The sequence below is a fragment of the Sediminicoccus rosea genome (assembly GCF_033547095.1).
Classification (GTDB): Bacteria; Pseudomonadota; Alphaproteobacteria; order Acetobacterales; family Acetobacteraceae; genus Roseococcus; species Roseococcus rosea.
This window is the reverse complement of sequence record NZ_CP137852.1, coordinates 3,079,793-3,094,029: the sequence shown is the minus strand read 5'-3', so window position 1 is coordinate 3,094,029 and position 14,237 is coordinate 3,079,793. Positions and strand designations below refer to the sequence as shown.

At 71.7% G+C, this 14,237-nt stretch carries 17 protein-coding genes; 6 read left to right on the top strand and 11 right to left on the bottom strand.

The window, feature by feature from the left end:
- Positions 1-14 precede the first annotated feature (14 nt).
- From R9Z33_RS14970 to R9Z33_RS14955, 4 genes are all read right to left on the bottom strand, one after another.
- Entirely contained in the window at positions 15-713 is a 699-nt protein-coding gene (locus R9Z33_RS14970) for a class I SAM-dependent methyltransferase (RefSeq protein WP_318647379.1), read from the bottom strand.
- 28 nt (positions 714-741) lie between these two features.
- Positions 742-1,062: an antibiotic biosynthesis monooxygenase family protein gene (locus tag R9Z33_RS14965; protein WP_318647378.1), complete on the bottom strand. Its 321-nt coding sequence runs from the start codon at positions 1,060-1,062 to the stop codon at positions 742-744.
- A 54-nt stretch (positions 1,063-1,116) separates the two neighbouring features.
- Positions 1,117-1,854: a CHAP domain-containing protein gene (locus tag R9Z33_RS14960; protein ID WP_318647377.1), complete on the bottom strand. Its 738-nt coding sequence runs from the start codon at positions 1,852-1,854 to the stop codon at positions 1,117-1,119.
- 361 nt (positions 1,855-2,215) lie between these two features.
- On the bottom strand, positions 2,216-2,566 hold the full coding sequence (locus R9Z33_RS14955) for a RidA family protein (RefSeq protein WP_213615258.1): 351 nt from the start codon (positions 2,564-2,566) through the stop codon (positions 2,216-2,218).
- 144 nt (positions 2,567-2,710) lie between these two features.
- Here R9Z33_RS14955 and R9Z33_RS14950 point away from each other — a divergent pair, with 144 nt between their 5' ends.
- A complete protein-coding gene (locus R9Z33_RS14950) occupies positions 2,711-3,061 on the top strand; it encodes a hypothetical protein (RefSeq protein WP_318647376.1) in 351 nt (116 codons plus the stop codon).
- Positions 3,062-3,151: 90 nt separating this feature from the next.
- Here the strand turns inward: R9Z33_RS14950 and R9Z33_RS14945 are convergent, their stop codons facing one another.
- The 5 genes from R9Z33_RS14945 to R9Z33_RS14925 are packed head-to-tail and all read right to left on the bottom strand — an operon-like array spanning position 3,152 to position 7,071.
- The gene (locus R9Z33_RS14945) at positions 3,152-4,126 is read right to left on the bottom strand and encodes a Gfo/Idh/MocA family protein (RefSeq protein WP_318647375.1); all 975 of its coding nucleotides are present in this window, start codon (positions 4,124-4,126) and stop codon (positions 3,152-3,154) included.
- Positions 4,127-4,137: 11 nt separating this feature from the next.
- A complete protein-coding gene (locus R9Z33_RS14940) occupies positions 4,138-5,373 on the bottom strand; it encodes an MFS transporter (protein ID WP_404830685.1) in 1,236 nt (411 codons plus the stop codon).
- A gap of 1 nt (position 5,374) precedes the next feature.
- Complete coding sequence (locus R9Z33_RS14935; RefSeq protein WP_318647374.1) at positions 5,375-5,797, bottom strand: hypothetical protein; 423 nt, start codon at positions 5,795-5,797, stop codon at positions 5,375-5,377.
- A 41-nt stretch (positions 5,798-5,838) separates the two neighbouring features.
- Positions 5,839-6,312, bottom strand: coding sequence for a hypothetical protein (locus tag R9Z33_RS14930; protein WP_318647373.1), 474 nt, complete (start codon positions 6,310-6,312; stop codon positions 5,839-5,841).
- A 12-nt stretch (positions 6,313-6,324) separates the two neighbouring features.
- Entirely contained in the window at positions 6,325-7,071 is a 747-nt protein-coding gene (locus R9Z33_RS14925; RefSeq protein ID WP_318647372.1) for an SGNH/GDSL hydrolase family protein, read from the bottom strand.
- 28 nt (positions 7,072-7,099) lie between these two features.
- On the opposite strand from R9Z33_RS14925, the gene R9Z33_RS14920 reads away from it, so the two are divergent.
- The 4 genes from R9Z33_RS14920 (at position 7,100) to R9Z33_RS14905 (ending at position 11,602) form a co-directional block, all read left to right on the top strand.
- The gene (locus tag R9Z33_RS14920) at positions 7,100-8,284 is read left to right on the top strand and encodes an OpgC family protein (RefSeq protein WP_318647371.1); all 1,185 of its coding nucleotides are present in this window, start codon (positions 7,100-7,102) and stop codon (positions 8,282-8,284) included.
- 2 nt (positions 8,285-8,286) lie between these two features.
- Entirely contained in the window at positions 8,287-9,024 is a 738-nt protein-coding gene (locus R9Z33_RS14915) for an SGNH/GDSL hydrolase family protein (RefSeq protein ID WP_318647370.1), read from the top strand.
- A gap of 63 nt (positions 9,025-9,087) precedes the next feature.
- On the top strand, positions 9,088-10,371 hold the full coding sequence (locus R9Z33_RS14910) for an amidase (protein WP_318647369.1): 1,284 nt from the start codon (positions 9,088-9,090) through the stop codon (positions 10,369-10,371).
- Positions 10,364-11,602 carry a flavin-dependent oxidoreductase gene (locus tag R9Z33_RS14905; protein ID WP_318647368.1) on the top strand — a complete coding sequence of 413 codons (1,239 nt, stop codon included), beginning with the start codon at positions 10,364-10,366 and terminating at the stop codon, positions 11,600-11,602. Before R9Z33_RS14910 ends, R9Z33_RS14905 begins: the two co-directional genes overlap by 8 nt.
- A 94-nt stretch (positions 11,603-11,696) precedes the next feature.
- Here the strand turns inward: R9Z33_RS14905 and R9Z33_RS14900 are convergent, their stop codons facing one another.
- Both R9Z33_RS14900 and R9Z33_RS14895 read right to left on the bottom strand, forming a co-directional pair.
- Entirely contained in the window at positions 11,697-12,341 is a 645-nt protein-coding gene (locus R9Z33_RS14900; protein ID WP_318647367.1) for a hypothetical protein, read from the bottom strand.
- The gene (locus R9Z33_RS14895; protein ID WP_318647366.1) at positions 12,338-13,141 is read right to left on the bottom strand and encodes a DUF2092 domain-containing protein; all 804 of its coding nucleotides are present in this window, start codon (positions 13,139-13,141) and stop codon (positions 12,338-12,340) included. Before R9Z33_RS14895 ends, R9Z33_RS14900 begins: the two co-directional genes overlap by 4 nt.
- A gap of 192 nt (positions 13,142-13,333) precedes the next feature.
- Between R9Z33_RS14895 and R9Z33_RS14890 the strand changes: the two genes are divergently transcribed.
- Positions 13,334-14,170: a transporter substrate-binding domain-containing protein gene (locus R9Z33_RS14890; protein ID WP_318647365.1), complete on the top strand. Its 837-nt coding sequence runs from the start codon at positions 13,334-13,336 to the stop codon at positions 14,168-14,170.
- The last annotated feature ends 67 nt before the right edge of the window (positions 14,171-14,237 follow it).

The following is a 14,237-nucleotide window of genomic DNA, read 5'->3' as shown; positions in this document are numbered from 1 at the left end:
GCCGAGGGCTGGGTTCAGCCCCCCGCGCGCCCCACCGGGACGACGCGGCAGCCGGCGGCCTTCAGCAGGATGTCCGCCACATCCACCGCCGGATTCTTCCAGACGACCGCGGCCACCCAGCCGAAGACCCCCCGCCGGATCTTCGTGTCCGGCTTGGGCGGGTCCAGCGCGGGGTCATAGGCGCTCCGGTTCCGCCCGGCCTCGAGGGGCAGCAGGTAGGGGTGCGAGCTGTGGCGGATCTCGCCGAACTCGATCAGCTTGAAGGGGTGGCCCAGCCCGGAGAGGATCTCGCCCAGCTCCTGCGTCGTGTGGTGCCAGGTGTGGCCGCTCCAATCCGCGAAGTACTTCTTCAGGCCCAGGCGGCGCAGCGTGGCCGCCTCGTCGAAATTGGGGCCGAGGATGAAGGCGAAATCGCGCGAGACGCGCACCGCCGAGGCGATGATGCGCTCGCCGGTCTGCCGGTCAGGCAGGTGTTCCAGGAAGTTCATCATGGTGGCGTAGCGGAAGCTGCCATCGGGCAGGTCGAGCGAGGTGGCATCGGCGACGAAGCCCGCATGGCCCGCCTGGGTGAGGCGCTGGATCTTGGCCGGGGAGATATCCACCCCGATGCCGCGCCCGCCAAAGGCGCCGGCGGCCCAGCTCAGCGATCCCCCCTTGGAGGCGCCGAAGTCGATGAAATCGTAGTCGGAGATGGGCTGGGCCGGCTGCGTCATTTAGAACTTTTCTTTCAAGAACAGTATTTTACGGCTCGTTCTTGATGTGTTGCAGCACATCGAAACCCTCGAAGTTCGGCGGCCCCAGCGTCAGGTTCCGGCTGCTGCCGGCGCCTGAATGGGCGCGGCGGAACTGCTCGGATTTGGTCCAGGCTTCGAAATCCGCGCGCGAGGCCCAGAGCGTGGAGGAGGTGTAGAGGATGTGGTCCGCGGCCTGCGGCCCGCGCAGCAGCTGGAAGCTGACGAAGCCCGGCAATTCATGCAGCCGGCTCTCACGGGTCAGCCAGACCTGCTCGAAATCGGCGGCGTGCTCGGGGATGACGCGGAAGCGATTGGCGGCGACGAACATGGGGGCATCCTGCTGAGGCTCAGGCGCCCAGCATGCCCCATCCGCGCGCCGAGGTCAGCGGTTGGCCGGACGGGCCTGGGCGACGCGGGTGGCGGGCTGGGCGGGGCGCTGCCCCGGGCGCTGCTGGGTGGCGCGGCTGCGCGGCGCGGCGGTGCGGCGGGAGTAGGAGACGGGGCGGATCATCTCATCCGCCGCATCGGCCAGGGTCGTGTTGGCCGGGCGGTTGTGGATGAAGCCGTAGGTCGGGTACTCGCGGCCGAAATTCTCGTTGCTCCAGCCCACCTGCACGCGCACCCGGGTCCAGGAATTGTCGGAGGAGACGTCCATCACCTGCACATTGCGCATCACGGTGCCGCGGCGGATGCCGGGGCCGCCCCAATTGGCGTGGTCAATCTCGATCAGGCGGGCGTTGATGACGCGGGAGACGACCGCGACATGGCCGGAGCTCATGCCCCCCGAACCCGGCCAGGCGAGGACGGAGCCCACCTGTGGGCGCTGGCCACGGGCATAGCGCCCGGCGGCATTGTGCCACCAGTCGCGCCCATTGCCCGAGATGTCCATGCCGGTGACCGAGCGCGCATAGGGCACGCATGTCAGGCCGCCGCCATAGTTGCCGGCGCGGGTCTGGCGCGGGCGGGCCTGGCGGTTGGCCTGGGTCGAGGCATTGCGGGGCTGCGACGCGGAAGTCCGCACATCCGACCGTGCATCCCCCCGCGAGGCGGAGGCCTGCGGCGCAAAGGGCGCTGCGCCGAGCAGCAGGCACATGGTCATGGTCGCGAGCTTCAGACGCATGCAGAACCCCTCCTGGGCGGTTGGAATGTTTCGCTGTGTTTCGGGGTATCGGGGCAGGGCGGGTCCGGCAACCTGGAATTGCGACACACGCTGTAATCCGGCGTGATTTGTCCACAGCCCCCCCGTGGCGACGCGGAAATCAGGATGATCTTCCTGCAAATGCCTCGATCGTCGGTTTTTGCCACAGTGTTGCGGCCGAAATGCCACACCGGATCGGATAGTCATGATCGGCGCGTCGCAGCATCGCCGCACCGCGCCGCAGTCACGCCACAGGCGCCCTGACACGAAAAAGCGCGCTGGCCTGATCAGGCCAGCGCGCTTCTCGAAGTATTGACGGACAGTGAATGGCTGCCCGTTGGAATTACTTGCAGGCGGTGATCATGATTTCCACGAGGTGGCGCGGATCGGCCATGTTCGCCTGCACGCAGGCGCGGGCCGGACGGCCGGCATCGCCCAGCCACTCCACCCAGACCTTGTTCATCGCGTCGCGGTCACGGATGTCCTTCAGCCAGATCTGCGCCTGCAGCAGGCGCGTCGTGTCGGTGCCGTTCGCCTCCAGCAGGGCGTTGATCTTGGCGACGACCTGGCGGGTCTGGCCCGTGATGTCCTGGCTCAGGTCATCGGCGGTGATACCGGCCAGATACACGAAGTTGTGGTATTCCACGGCACTGCTGAGGATCTGGTTGCTGCCGGTGCGGGTGATCTTGCTCATCTCGGGCGTTGCTCCTGGTGTTGCAAAGGCTGCACAGACTTAACGCAGCGGGCCGCCCGGCGGAAGGCGGCGGGGCGGCATTCCCGCATTGCGGCGCCGTGGCGGGCGGCGCAGAGTCGCCGCCACTCGTTCGGAGGATGCCGCATGCGATGCAAGACCGGCCTGATTCTCGCGGCCCTGGCCCTTCCGGCCTGCACCGCGCCGCCGATCATGCCGCCGCCCAGCGCGACGCTGACCCTGGGCGACGCCATGGCCCAGGCGGTGGAGGCCCTGGCCGCGACCCGCGCCGGGGCGGCGCGGCAAGGGGTGCGCGCCTGCGGGGCCGAGGTGGTGTTCCAGGTGATGCCGGCCGCGGCGCCGCAGGGTGTGCAACTCGTCCTCGCCCCACCCGACAGCCTGGAGGGCGCGAATTCCAGCAGCGTCACCCTGACGCTGGCCGGCGAGAATTGCGACACGCCGGAGCCCCAGCCCCGTGCGCGCGCCGCCCGACCGTAATCAGCCGGGGTTGATCAAGGCCCGGCCTCGCCGTGAGGGTGACCCGCCGCCCTGGTGCTTCCACCGCGGCGGATCATGCGCGGGCCGCCCTCAGGGAACCGCGTAGGCGCTCCCCGAGGCGGCGGCGAAGATCATCGTCTCGAAGACCGAAACGCCATGGATCGCCTCGTCCAGCGGCAGCGGATAGGCCGGGCCGCCGGCCACCGCGGCGGCGAAGGCCTCCAGCTCGGCATGCTCGATGTCGGTCACCGGGAAGTCGCGCGTCCATTCCTTGCCGTCCCGGCCGCGGAAGAAGAGCTGCTCATGCCCGCGCTGCTCGACCAGGCCATCCGTGCCGAAGAGCGCCACGCGCCAGTAGCGCGGGGCCAGCGCCAGGGTCGCGAAGGTCACCGTCGTCCCGCTGGCGAGCGTGGCCAGCATCGCCGTCGTGTCGTCGATCGTGGTGCTGACCTTGGCGTGGCTCAGCACCCGCACGTCGCGGAAGCGGCCGGCCAGGTTGATGATCATGTCCACCATGTGGATGCCCATGCCGCCCATGCCACCCAGCGGGCTTTCCGCGCGGTCGGCGCGCCACATCCCCTCCTTGTAGGCGAAGGCACCGGGGCCGCTGAACTGGCCCTCGACATGCAGCAGCGTGCCGATGCCGCCTTCGGCCACGATCTTCTTCATCTCGGCGACGGCGGGCAGGAAGCGGCGGTTGTGACCGAGCGCCAGGACCACGCCGGCCTTGCGGCAGGCGGCGACGGCGGCCTCGGCACTCGCCTTGGTGAGGGTGAAGGGCTTCTCGACGAAGACATGCTTGCCCGCGGCGGCGGCGGCGATCACCTGCTCGGCATGGATGCCATGGGGCGAGGCCAGGGCCACGGCCTGCACATCGCGGTCCGCCAGCACATCGGCATAGGTGGCGTGCAGGCGGATGCCCTTCTCGGCCGCGTAGTCACGCGCCTTGTCCAGCGTGCCGGTGGTGCCGGCGACGAAGCGGATGCCCGCCCCGTTCTTGCCCTGCACGGAATTGACGAGCGTGCGCCCCCAGGCGCCCATGCCGATGATCGCGGTGTTCAGCATCCGAACTTGTCCTATGTGGGATTCTCAAGATGTCTGGCCCAGCCGCGCATGCGTGTCACGCCCCAGAGCGTGACCAGCAGCGCCGCGCTGGCCGCGATCAGGGTGGGAAGCCGCATGCCGAACACCTCGCCCGCCGTGCCCAGCACCAGCGCGCCGAGGGCCGGGCAGGCGCGGGTGATGAGGCCCCAGAGCGCCAGCGTCCGCCCGCGCATCCGGGTCAACGCCGCCGATTGCGCGAGCGTCTGCACCGAGATCCCATGGATCGAGGCGCAGGCGCCATAGAGCGCGCCGCAGAGCACGGCGAAGGGAAACCATCCGGTGGCGACGAAGCCCATGGCGCACAGCGCCTGCACGCCGATGGCCACGACCGCGATCCGCGTGGTGCCGGCGAGCCGCCCGCGCGAGGCGACCCAGAGCCCGGCCACAAGCGCGCCGATGCCGATCGCCGCCGTCAGTAGCGCGAGCCCGGCCGCCCCCTGGTCGAAGAGGCGTTCGACATAGGGCGGCAGCACCTCCTGCACGCCGCGCAGCAGGATGGCGCTGATCCCGGCGAAGAGCAGGATCGGGCCAATGCCCGGGTGGTTCGCGGCATAGCGCACGCCCTCCACCGTTTCGGCCAGCAGCGACGCCTCGGGCGCGTGGCCCTGGATATGGGCGGGGTCCACCTTCATCAGTGGCAGGCTCGCCGTCGCCACCACATAGGCCGCGACATTGCAGAGGATGGCGGGCACCACGCCCCAGATCGCGACCATCGGCCCCGCGATGGCGGGCCCGAGGAAGCGGGCGACGTTGAAGGTGAGCGAATTGCAGGCCACCGCCGCCGGCAGGTCGGCGCGGGGGACGAGGCCCGGCATCAGCGCCTGGCGCGCGGGCTGGGCGAAGCTCGCCGCGATCCCGCCGATCACCTCGAAGACGAGGAGCGAAGTGATGGAGATCACCCCCGTCCAGGTGAGGATCGCGATGCCGAGCGCCTGCGCGCCGATCACCCCCTGGGCGATCATGGTCAGCTTCACGCGATTCATGCGGTCCGCCACGGCGCCCGCGATGGGGCTGAAGACGACGGCGGGCGCGAGGTCACAAAAGGCGACCATGCCGACCCAGAAGGAGGAGCGCGTCAGCTCCCAGGCCAGCCACATCACCGCGATGCGGTGCATCCAGAGCCCGGTCCAGGCGGTCAGGCTGGCCGAGAAGAAGATCCGGGCATCGCGGTGGGACAGGGCGCGGCCGAGCGCGCCGAAGGGTCCCAGCTCAGGAGCCCGAGCGGCTCCCTCGGCGGGGCGGGGTGGGGGCGGGCGTCGCGGCCGGGGTGGCGGCGGGGGCCGGCTGCACCGAGGGATCGGTCCGGGTGTTCAGGCGGATGCACTCGTTGATGCGCCGCTCGAACAGGTATTGCCGCGCCAGCACGTCGGTCTGGTTGGTCGAGGGCTGGCCGCCGAAGCCGGCGCCGAGACGGGAGGTGCTTTCATCCTCGCGCAGCAGCATGCCGCGGTCCTGGCGCTGGAGCTCCTGCGCCACCTGCACGCGGCAGGCCTGCACCACGGCCGGATTGGTCGCGGGGTCGCCGGGGCGGGGCGGGGAGAGAGTGGGCGTGTCGAAGCGGGGCAGGCCGGAATTGGGGGCGCCGCAGGCGGCGAGGAGCAGGACGGGCAGGAGCCAGGCGGCGCGCGGCATGCGGGAAAATCTTTCTTCAGGATGGGCGTCAGATGGGGGCATCAGGCCGAGACATGCGAAATGCTACGCCCCAGCATCGCACGCAATGGGCCATCCTCGAAACGCCCCGTGGCGTCGAGCGGTGCGCGGGCCGCGGCGGCGAGCAGGGCAGGGTGGAATTCCGCCCCCTCGGCCGTAATGGCGAAGAGGCCGCGCAGCCACTTGGCCCGGCCCAGTACCTCGACGAGCGCGAGCAGGCGCAGGCAGAGCGCCAGCCCGGCCAGGGAATCGAGCCCCTCGCGACGGGCCATGGCCTCGGCCCAGCAGGCGGCATCCGCATCGGTCAGCGCGATCTCCACGCCGTCCTGGAAGGCGATCAGCCGCGCCGGGCCCCAGAGCCCCGCCTCGGCGGAGGCGCGGGCCGCCTCCCAGGCGGATTCGAGGGCCGAGGGCCGCACCGCGGGCAGGGCGGAGGCGGCGACGCCGATCTCATGCCGCAGGGCGCCGGTGGGCAGGGCGGTGGTGGTGACGGTCACGCGTGGGCGCGATCAGTTCGCCGCGAGCTGCGCCTCGCGCTGCCCGGCCGAGCGGAGCAGGGCGGCCGCGAGGGCCTCGGCGAGGCAGGCATAGCCGCGGTCATTGTGATGCAGCCCGTCGGGCGCGATCACCTCGCCCTGGGGCAGCCCCGCCTCCTGCCAGCGGCGCATGAGGCGCGAGCGGGCGAAGAGGGGCACGCGCTCCTCCTCGGCGAGCGCACGCATCGCCGCCTCGAAGCGGGCATGGGCGGGCGCACCGAGGATGCGCGGGGCCTGCTGGTTGTCCATCAGCACGACCTCGACGCCCGCCGCGCGCAGGCGGCGCAGGCCCTGGCGCATCAGGTCGAGGAAGGTCGCGGGATCCCGCCCGAGCAGGACTTCATTGCCGCCGGCCTGCCAGATCACGAGGTCCGGGTCATGGGTCAGCACATCGGCCTCCAGCCGGGCCAGCATCTCCTGGCTGGTCTCGCCCGACTTTCCGGCATTGACGACGTTCAGCTCCACGCCCGGCAGCTTGCCGCGCAGCAGCGCCTGCAACTGGTTGGGATAGGCCGCCTCGGGCGAGGAGGCGCCCGCCCCCTCGGTGGAGGAGGAGCCGAGGGCCACGATGGTCAGCGGCTCGCCCGCATCGAGTTCGGCCTGGACGCCGAGCAGGGGCGCCAGCCTTTCGGTCACGGAGGGGCAGCCGGGGGCGGCCGTGCCGGATCCGGGGGCGAGAAGGAGGCTGAGCAGCAGGAAAGGGGGGACGCGCCGCAGCATTCGAGTCATATAGAACGCGATGACGCCGATGGCTACGCAAACCCGCAGCGGCCCCCCCGCAGCCCTGCCCCGCCCGGGGCGCGACCCGCGCGCCGACATCTGCCGCGGCCTCGCGCTCTGGATGATCGTGATCAACCATACCCCGGGCAATTGGTTGGGCGGCTTCACCCTCAAGAATTTCGCCTTCGCCGACGCGACCGAGGCCTTCGTGCTGCTGGCGGGCTATGCCGGCGCCTTCGCCTATGCCGGCCAGGCCGACCGCCAGGGCTGGGCGCCGGCGGCGGCCGCGCTGATCCGGCGCATCGGCAAGCTCTATGTCGCGCACATCTTCCTGCTGGTGGTCTTCACCGCGCAGGTCGGCTTCTCGGCGGCCACGCTGGACCGCGCCGCCTATCTGGACGAGCTGGCGCTCGACCCCTTCGCCGAGCAGCCCTACCGCACCCTGCTTGAGGCGCTGCTGCTGCGCTTCCAGCCGCATTTCCTCGACATCCTGCCGCTCTACATCGTGCTGCTTTCGCTGCTGATCCCGGGGCTGCTGCTGCGCGGCCACCCCTGGGCGGTGCTGACCCTCTCGCTCGCCCTCTGGCTCGGCGTGCGGGAGGCGGGGTTCAACCTGCCGCGCTGGCAGGAGGGCGGATGGTTCTTCAACCCGCTCGCCTGGCAGGTGCTGTTCGTGGCGGGGTTCCTGCTGGGCCAGGCGGCGCGCGGCGCGCCCTCCATCCCGCTGCCGCCGCGCAGCCCCTGGATCGCGGCGCTGGCGCTCATTGTGCTCGGGCTCGGCGTGCTCGGCATGATCGTCTCGGAGCACCTGCCCGAGACGATGGAGGAACTGCCGCTCTGGTTCTCGGATTTCCTCGTGGGCATCGACAAGACCTCGCTGCATCCGGTGCGCCTGCTCTCCATGCTGGCGCTGACCTATCTCGTCGCCGCCTATGTCCCGCGCGACTGGGCCTTTCTCCGCTCGCGCTGGGTCTGGCCCTTCGCCGCCATGGGCCGGCACAGCCTGCCGGTCTTCTGCTTCGGCATCCTGCTCTCCTTCGCCGCGCGCCTGCTGCTGGAGCAGTATGACGGGTGGCGGATGCAGGTGGCCGTGAACCTCCTTTCCTTTGGCGCCCTCGTCGTCATCGCCCTCATCGCCGACTGGGCGCGCGAGACGGTGCGCCCGAAGCCCGCCCCCAGCCCCGCCCCCCAGCCGCTTCCCGGGACAGCCTGACCATGCGCCTGCCTGCCCTTGCCGCCCTGGCCCTGCTGGCCGCGATCGCCGCCCCCCCCCCGGCCCGCGCCATCACCTGCGATGTCCCGCCCGAGGTGCTGAGCGCGGCCCGCCCGCTGCCGGCCACCGCCCGCGCGCTGCAGCAGGGCAGCCTGCGCGTGCTCATCCTGGGCTCGGGCTCCATCACCGGCCCCGGCGCCTCGGGCCCCGACGCCGCCTGGCCTGCCCGGCTCCAGGCGCTGCTGGCGGCGCGCTTCCCCGGCCGCTCGGTCGAGATCGCGCTGCGCGGCGGGCGCGGCATCACGGTGCATGACCACCAGGCCCTGCTGCGCGAAAGCCTCGCCGCCGAGACGCCCGCCCTGGTACTGTGGCAGGCCGGCACGGTGGAGGCGGTGCGCGGCCTCGACCCCGACGACATGGGCGAGGCGATGCGCCTCGGGCTGGAGCGCATCCGCCGTCGCGGGGCGGACATCATCATCCTCGACCAGCAGTATTCCCGCTTCCTCCGCGCCAATGCGAACATCGATCCCTACCGGGACAAGCTGCGCCTCGTCGCCGCCGCCTCCAGCGCGCCCCTGTTCCGCCGCTACGACCTGATGCAGCACTGGGTGGAGACCGGCGCGCTCGACCTCGAGCGCACGGCCCGGGCCGATCGCGGGGCCGCGACGGACCGGCTGAATGACTGCCTGGCGCGCGCCCTGGTGGAACTCATCGCGCAGGGCGTGGCCGAGGCGCGGTGAGGGCGGCGGGCATTTGCCGCCGCCGCCTTCCAGGCGGGCCGGCCGCGCGCTAGCCTCCCGCGCATGACCGATCCCAGCTCGCTCCCCGCCCTCCAGGCCGCCGCCAGCATTGCCGCCGGCCGCCTTTCCGCCACCGCCCTCGCCGAGGCCATGCTGGCCCGCATCGCCGAACGTGAGCCCGTGCTGCGCGCCTTCACCCATCACGATCCGGCGCTGGTGATGAAGCAGGCCGCGCGGGTGGATGCGGCGGTGAAGGCCGGCGCGAAGCTGCCGCTGGCCGGACTGTTCCTCGGCGTGAAGGATGTGATCGACACGGCCGACCAGCCCTCGCAATACGGCTCGCCCATCTGGGGCGGGCACCGGCCGCGCAGCGATGCCGCCTGCGTGGCCCTCGCCCGGCGCGCGGGCGCCATCATCGCCGGCAAGACGGTCACCACCGAATTCGCGACGCGCTTCCCGGGGCCGACCACCAACCCGCACCATCCGGGCCATACGCCGGGCGGCTCCTCCTCCGGTTCGGCGGCGGGGGTCGGCGCGGGCGTCCTGCACCTCGCCTTCGGCACGCAGACCGCGGGCTCCATCGTGCGGCCGGCGGCCTATTGCGGCGCGGTCGGCTTCAAGCCGAGCTATGGCGTCTTCCACCGCGCCGGCATGAAGGTGATGAGCGAGAGCCTGGACACCATCGGCCTGATGGGCGCGAGCGTCGCCGACGTGGCGCTGGGCATGACGGCGATGACCGGCTTCGACCACCACCTCCCCAAGCCCGGCCGCGCGCCCAGGCTCGCCCTGGTGCTGGCGCCGGGCCAGGCCGGCACGCCCGAGACGGCGGGGCTGATGGAATGCGTGAGCGAGGCCGCGCGGAAGGCCGGTGCCACCGTCACCGTGATCGCGCTCGGCGCGCCCTTCACCGACGCGGTGGCGCTGCACCCGCATGTGATGCACATGGAATCGGCCGAGGCGCTGGGCTGGGAAATCGACCATGCCCGCGCGCAGCTCAGCCCCGTCCTGCGGGAGAAGATGGAGTGGGGCCTGGCCGAGCCGCGCGCGAAGCTGGCCGAGGGCCGCGCCGCCTTCGCCGCGGCCCAGCTCGCCTTCAACGACGCCATCGCCGGCTATGACGCGGTGCTGACGCCCTCCGCCCCGGATGAGGCGCCCGCCGGCACGGACTACACGGGCGACCCGATGTTCAACACGCTCTGGACCTTGCTGCACACGCCCTGCGTGACGGTGCCCGTGGGCAAGGGGCCGAAGGGCCTGCCGCTCGGCGCGCAGATCGTGACGCGGCGCGGCGAGGATGCCGCCTGCCTCATGTGGGGCGAGTGGCTGCACGGGGCTGTCCATGGCTGAAATTCTCGTCGCCGGCGGCGGCATTGGCGGGCTTGTCGCCGCCCTTTCCCTCCAGGCGGCGGGCTTCACGCCGCGCGTCTTCGAGGCGGTGGCCGAGTACAAGCCGCTCGGCGTCGGCATCAACGTGCTGCCCCATGCGGTGCGCGAACTGACCGAGCTGGGCCTCGCCGACAAACTCGCCGAGACCGGGATCGCGACGCGCGAGCTCTGCTACATCAGCGCGCATGGCCAGGAGATCTGGCGCGAGGATCGCGGCCTCGCCGCCGGCTATCGCTGGCCGCAGTACAGCATCCATCGCGGCCTGCTGCAGATGCTGCTGGTGGAGGAATGCCGGCTGCGTGGCATCCCGCTGCACACGGGCCATCGCGTCGCGAGCTTCGCGCAGGATGCCGATGGCGTGACCGCGCGCTTCGAGAACGGCGCCGAGGCGAAGGGGGCCGCGCTGATCGGCGCCGATGGCATCCATTCCGCCATCCGCCGCCACTTCGCCCCGGGCGAGGGCGCGCCCTCCTGGCAGGGGGCGGTGCTCTGGCGCGCCACCACCATCGCCGCACCCTTCCTCACCGGGGCGTCCATGGTGCAGGCCGGGCATCACGACCAGAAATTCGTCGTCTATCCGATCCGCCGCCTGCCGGACGGGCGGATGCTGACGAACTGGATCGCCGAGATGAAGGTGGACACCTCCAAGGGCTTCAACCGCGAGGATTGGAACCGCGAGGCCGACCGCAACGCCTTCCTGCCGCACTACGAATCCTGGAACTGGGGCTGGCTCGACGTGCCCGGCCTGATCCGCGGCGCCGAGCGCGTGCTGGAATACCCGATGGTGGACCGCGATCCACTGGAGCGCTGGTCCGAGGGGCGCGTCACCCTGCTGGGCGATGCCGCGCACCCCATGTACCCGATCGGCTCCAACGGCGCCTCCCAGGCGATCCTGGATGCGCGCCAATTGGCGCTGCACCTGGCGCAGGCAGGCGACGTGGCGGAGGGGCTCGCGCGCTACGAGGCGGCGCGGCTGCCGCCCACGGCGAAGCTGACGCTGGCCAACCGCGCCCTCGGCCCCGACCTGATCCTGGAGGAGGTGCATCGCCGCGCGCCGGATGGCTTCACCGACCTGCATGCGGTGATCAGCCACCAGGAGTTGCTGGACACCGCCACCAACTACAAGCGGCTGGCCGGCTTCGACCCCGCGCTGCTGAACGAGCGCGAGAGCTGGAGCGTGACCCGGGCCTGACCCGGAGCATGACCCGCCCAGGTGGCGGCACTGCGGCGGCGGATCACCCTGCCGGCAAGGCCAGCATCGTGATCCCGCCGCAGCGGGTCACGCTTCAGGGGCCGGAGACCACCACGTAGACGACGTTGGTGCCGTCCATGTAGGGCTGCAGCCAGGCATTGCCGCAACGGAACACCGAACCGCCGCGCGAGCTGGGCTGCGAGACACAGCCCGAGGGCAGGCTGCTGTATTCCGCGCCGATGGGCAGCGGCGTCGGCCCGGGCCCGGGCACCGGGGCGGGCGGGCGTGCCACGGCCGAGGCGACCGCCGCACCCGCCACCGCGCCGACCGCGACGCCGGCCGCAACCGCGCCCGCGGAATAGCCGGGATAGACCGGCACCGGCGCCACCACCGCGACCGGCGGGCGCGCGACCGGATAGACTGGGCGCGCCGGATAGCCCGGCCGCACCACGTTCACGTTGTTGTTGTTCACCGTGACATTGCCGGCCGGGCCGCGCACGGCCGTGTCGCCATAGCGGTTGGTGGCCGCCGCATTGCCCTGTGGCCCACGCACCGCCGCATTGCCGCGCGGGCCGGTCGCGGCCACGCCGCCGCGCGGGCCTTCCGCCACCGCGCCACGCGGGCCGGCCGCATAGCCGCCGCCGCGCGGCCCGCTGCCGCTGGTCCAGGCCTGCGCCTCCGCGGCGATGCCGAGGCCGAGAAGGGCCAGCGCGAGACGCGGGAGGAGATGCGGGCTCATGGCGTGTTGCTCCGGGTCTGGGCTTCCCCGCGCGGGAGGAAGTCGGCGCGCGCGGCGTCGCGCGGGGGCGTGAAGGCGAAGGTGCCGGCGGGCAGGCGCGGGCGCAGGTTCCAGGCCGTGAAGTCGAGGATGGTGCGCAGCCGCTCGGGTCCAGGCTCCACGAAGGAGACGCGCAGCGGCAGCGCGCTCGGCGCCGCCTCCAGCCAGATCTCCCAATGGCCGCTGGGCCCGTTCAGCGCGAAGTGGTCCACCACCACGTCGCGGATGATGGACCGGCCGATGAAGCGGCCCGTCGTGCCGGCCGGCGTCAGCATGGCGTAGGGGTCGTCGGCCAGCAGGGGCAGGATGGGCAGCGTCACGCCCAGCCGTGCCTCGACCGCCTTCAGCGCCGTCTCGATCCCGCCCGAAAGCGGTGTCACCGCATAGACGTTCTGTTGGGTGTTGAGCGCGGTGAAGGCGCGCCCGTCATACCAGAGGCTGTAGCTGCCCATGTCGCTCCCGACGGCGGCATAGAGCCGGTCCGGTCGGGCGGCGACGACGGCGCCCGCGCCGCTCAACAGGATGGATTGCGCGGCGCCCGCCGGCGCTTCGCGCAGGGTGTTGAAGGTCAGCGTGAAGGCGGGGGCGCTGGTCAGAGTCGTCGCCATGCGGCGCAGGGCCGCGCTCACATCCTCCTCCAGTGTGGCGGCGGGCGGCGTGGTGACCGGTGCTGCGCTCGGCGCGGGGTCCGCGCAGGCGGCCAGCAGGGCGAGTGCGCCGCCGGCGAGGCCCCGCCAGAGAGGGACAGGCGATCTTGGCATCCGCGCACTTCCTCGTGTTGCTGCGATGGCATGTTCGCCCTGTTGGGCGCCCGGGTAAAGGGCCCTCGCTTTGGGCGGGCTGGCGCACAATGCGGCAAATCCGGTGCGATGGGCGCATTTCGCGCGAAGAATCCCGGTTGAGCGCGTGGCGCATGGGCCGCAGCCTCCGGTCACCCCCGGAGGAGATCCGCCATGAGCCTCACCCGTCGCGCCGCGCTTGCGGCCCCCCTCATCCTCGCTGCCGGCGCCGCCGCCGCGCAGTCCGGCCCGCTGACGCTGGCGCAGATCCGCGCCAATGGCAGGCTTCGCATCGGCTGCGAGGCGACCTACCCGCCCTTCACCTTCCGCGAGAGCGGCAACATCGTGGGCTATGACGTGGAGCTCGCGACCGCGATCTGCCGCAGCATCGGCGTGACGCCAGAGTTCATCGACACGCAATGGTCCGGCGTGATCCCGGCGCTTTATGCCGGCCGCTTCGACATCATCATGTCCTCGATGAGCTACACGCGCGCCCGGATGGAGCGCGTGGCCTTCACCATCCCCTATGCCGAGGCCGGGCAGTCGCTGCTGATCCGCGCGCGGGATGCGAACACGATCCGCAGCATCGGCGACATGGGCGGCAAGAGCCTCGGCGTGAAGCTCGGCTCGCCGGGCGAGACGCTGCATCCCCGCCTGGCCGAGCGCATGCGCGCCGCGGGCGGGCAGCCCTTCTCGGGCGTGCGCACCTATGACGACCATCCGGCCGCCTATCTCGCGCTGATGCAGGGGACGGTGGATGGCGTGCTGAACACGCTGCCGACGCTGGCCTATGTGATGCGCAGCCAGCCCAACCGCTTCGCCATCGTGCGTGGCATCGGCGCCGATAACTGGGCCGGCATCGCGCTGCGCCGCGAGGACACGGAGGTGCTGGCCTGGCTGAACGAACGCCTGCGCGCCATGCGCGCCGACGGCTCGCTGAAGGCCCTGCAGGAGAAGTGGTTCGGCCTCGAGTTCAACCTCCCCGACACCATCCCCGAGCCCGCGGCGTAATCCGGACAGGGAGGGTGAGCCCGCCCGCGCCGCGTCGGTCCACGCTCCAGGAAGCGCGCCCCCACAA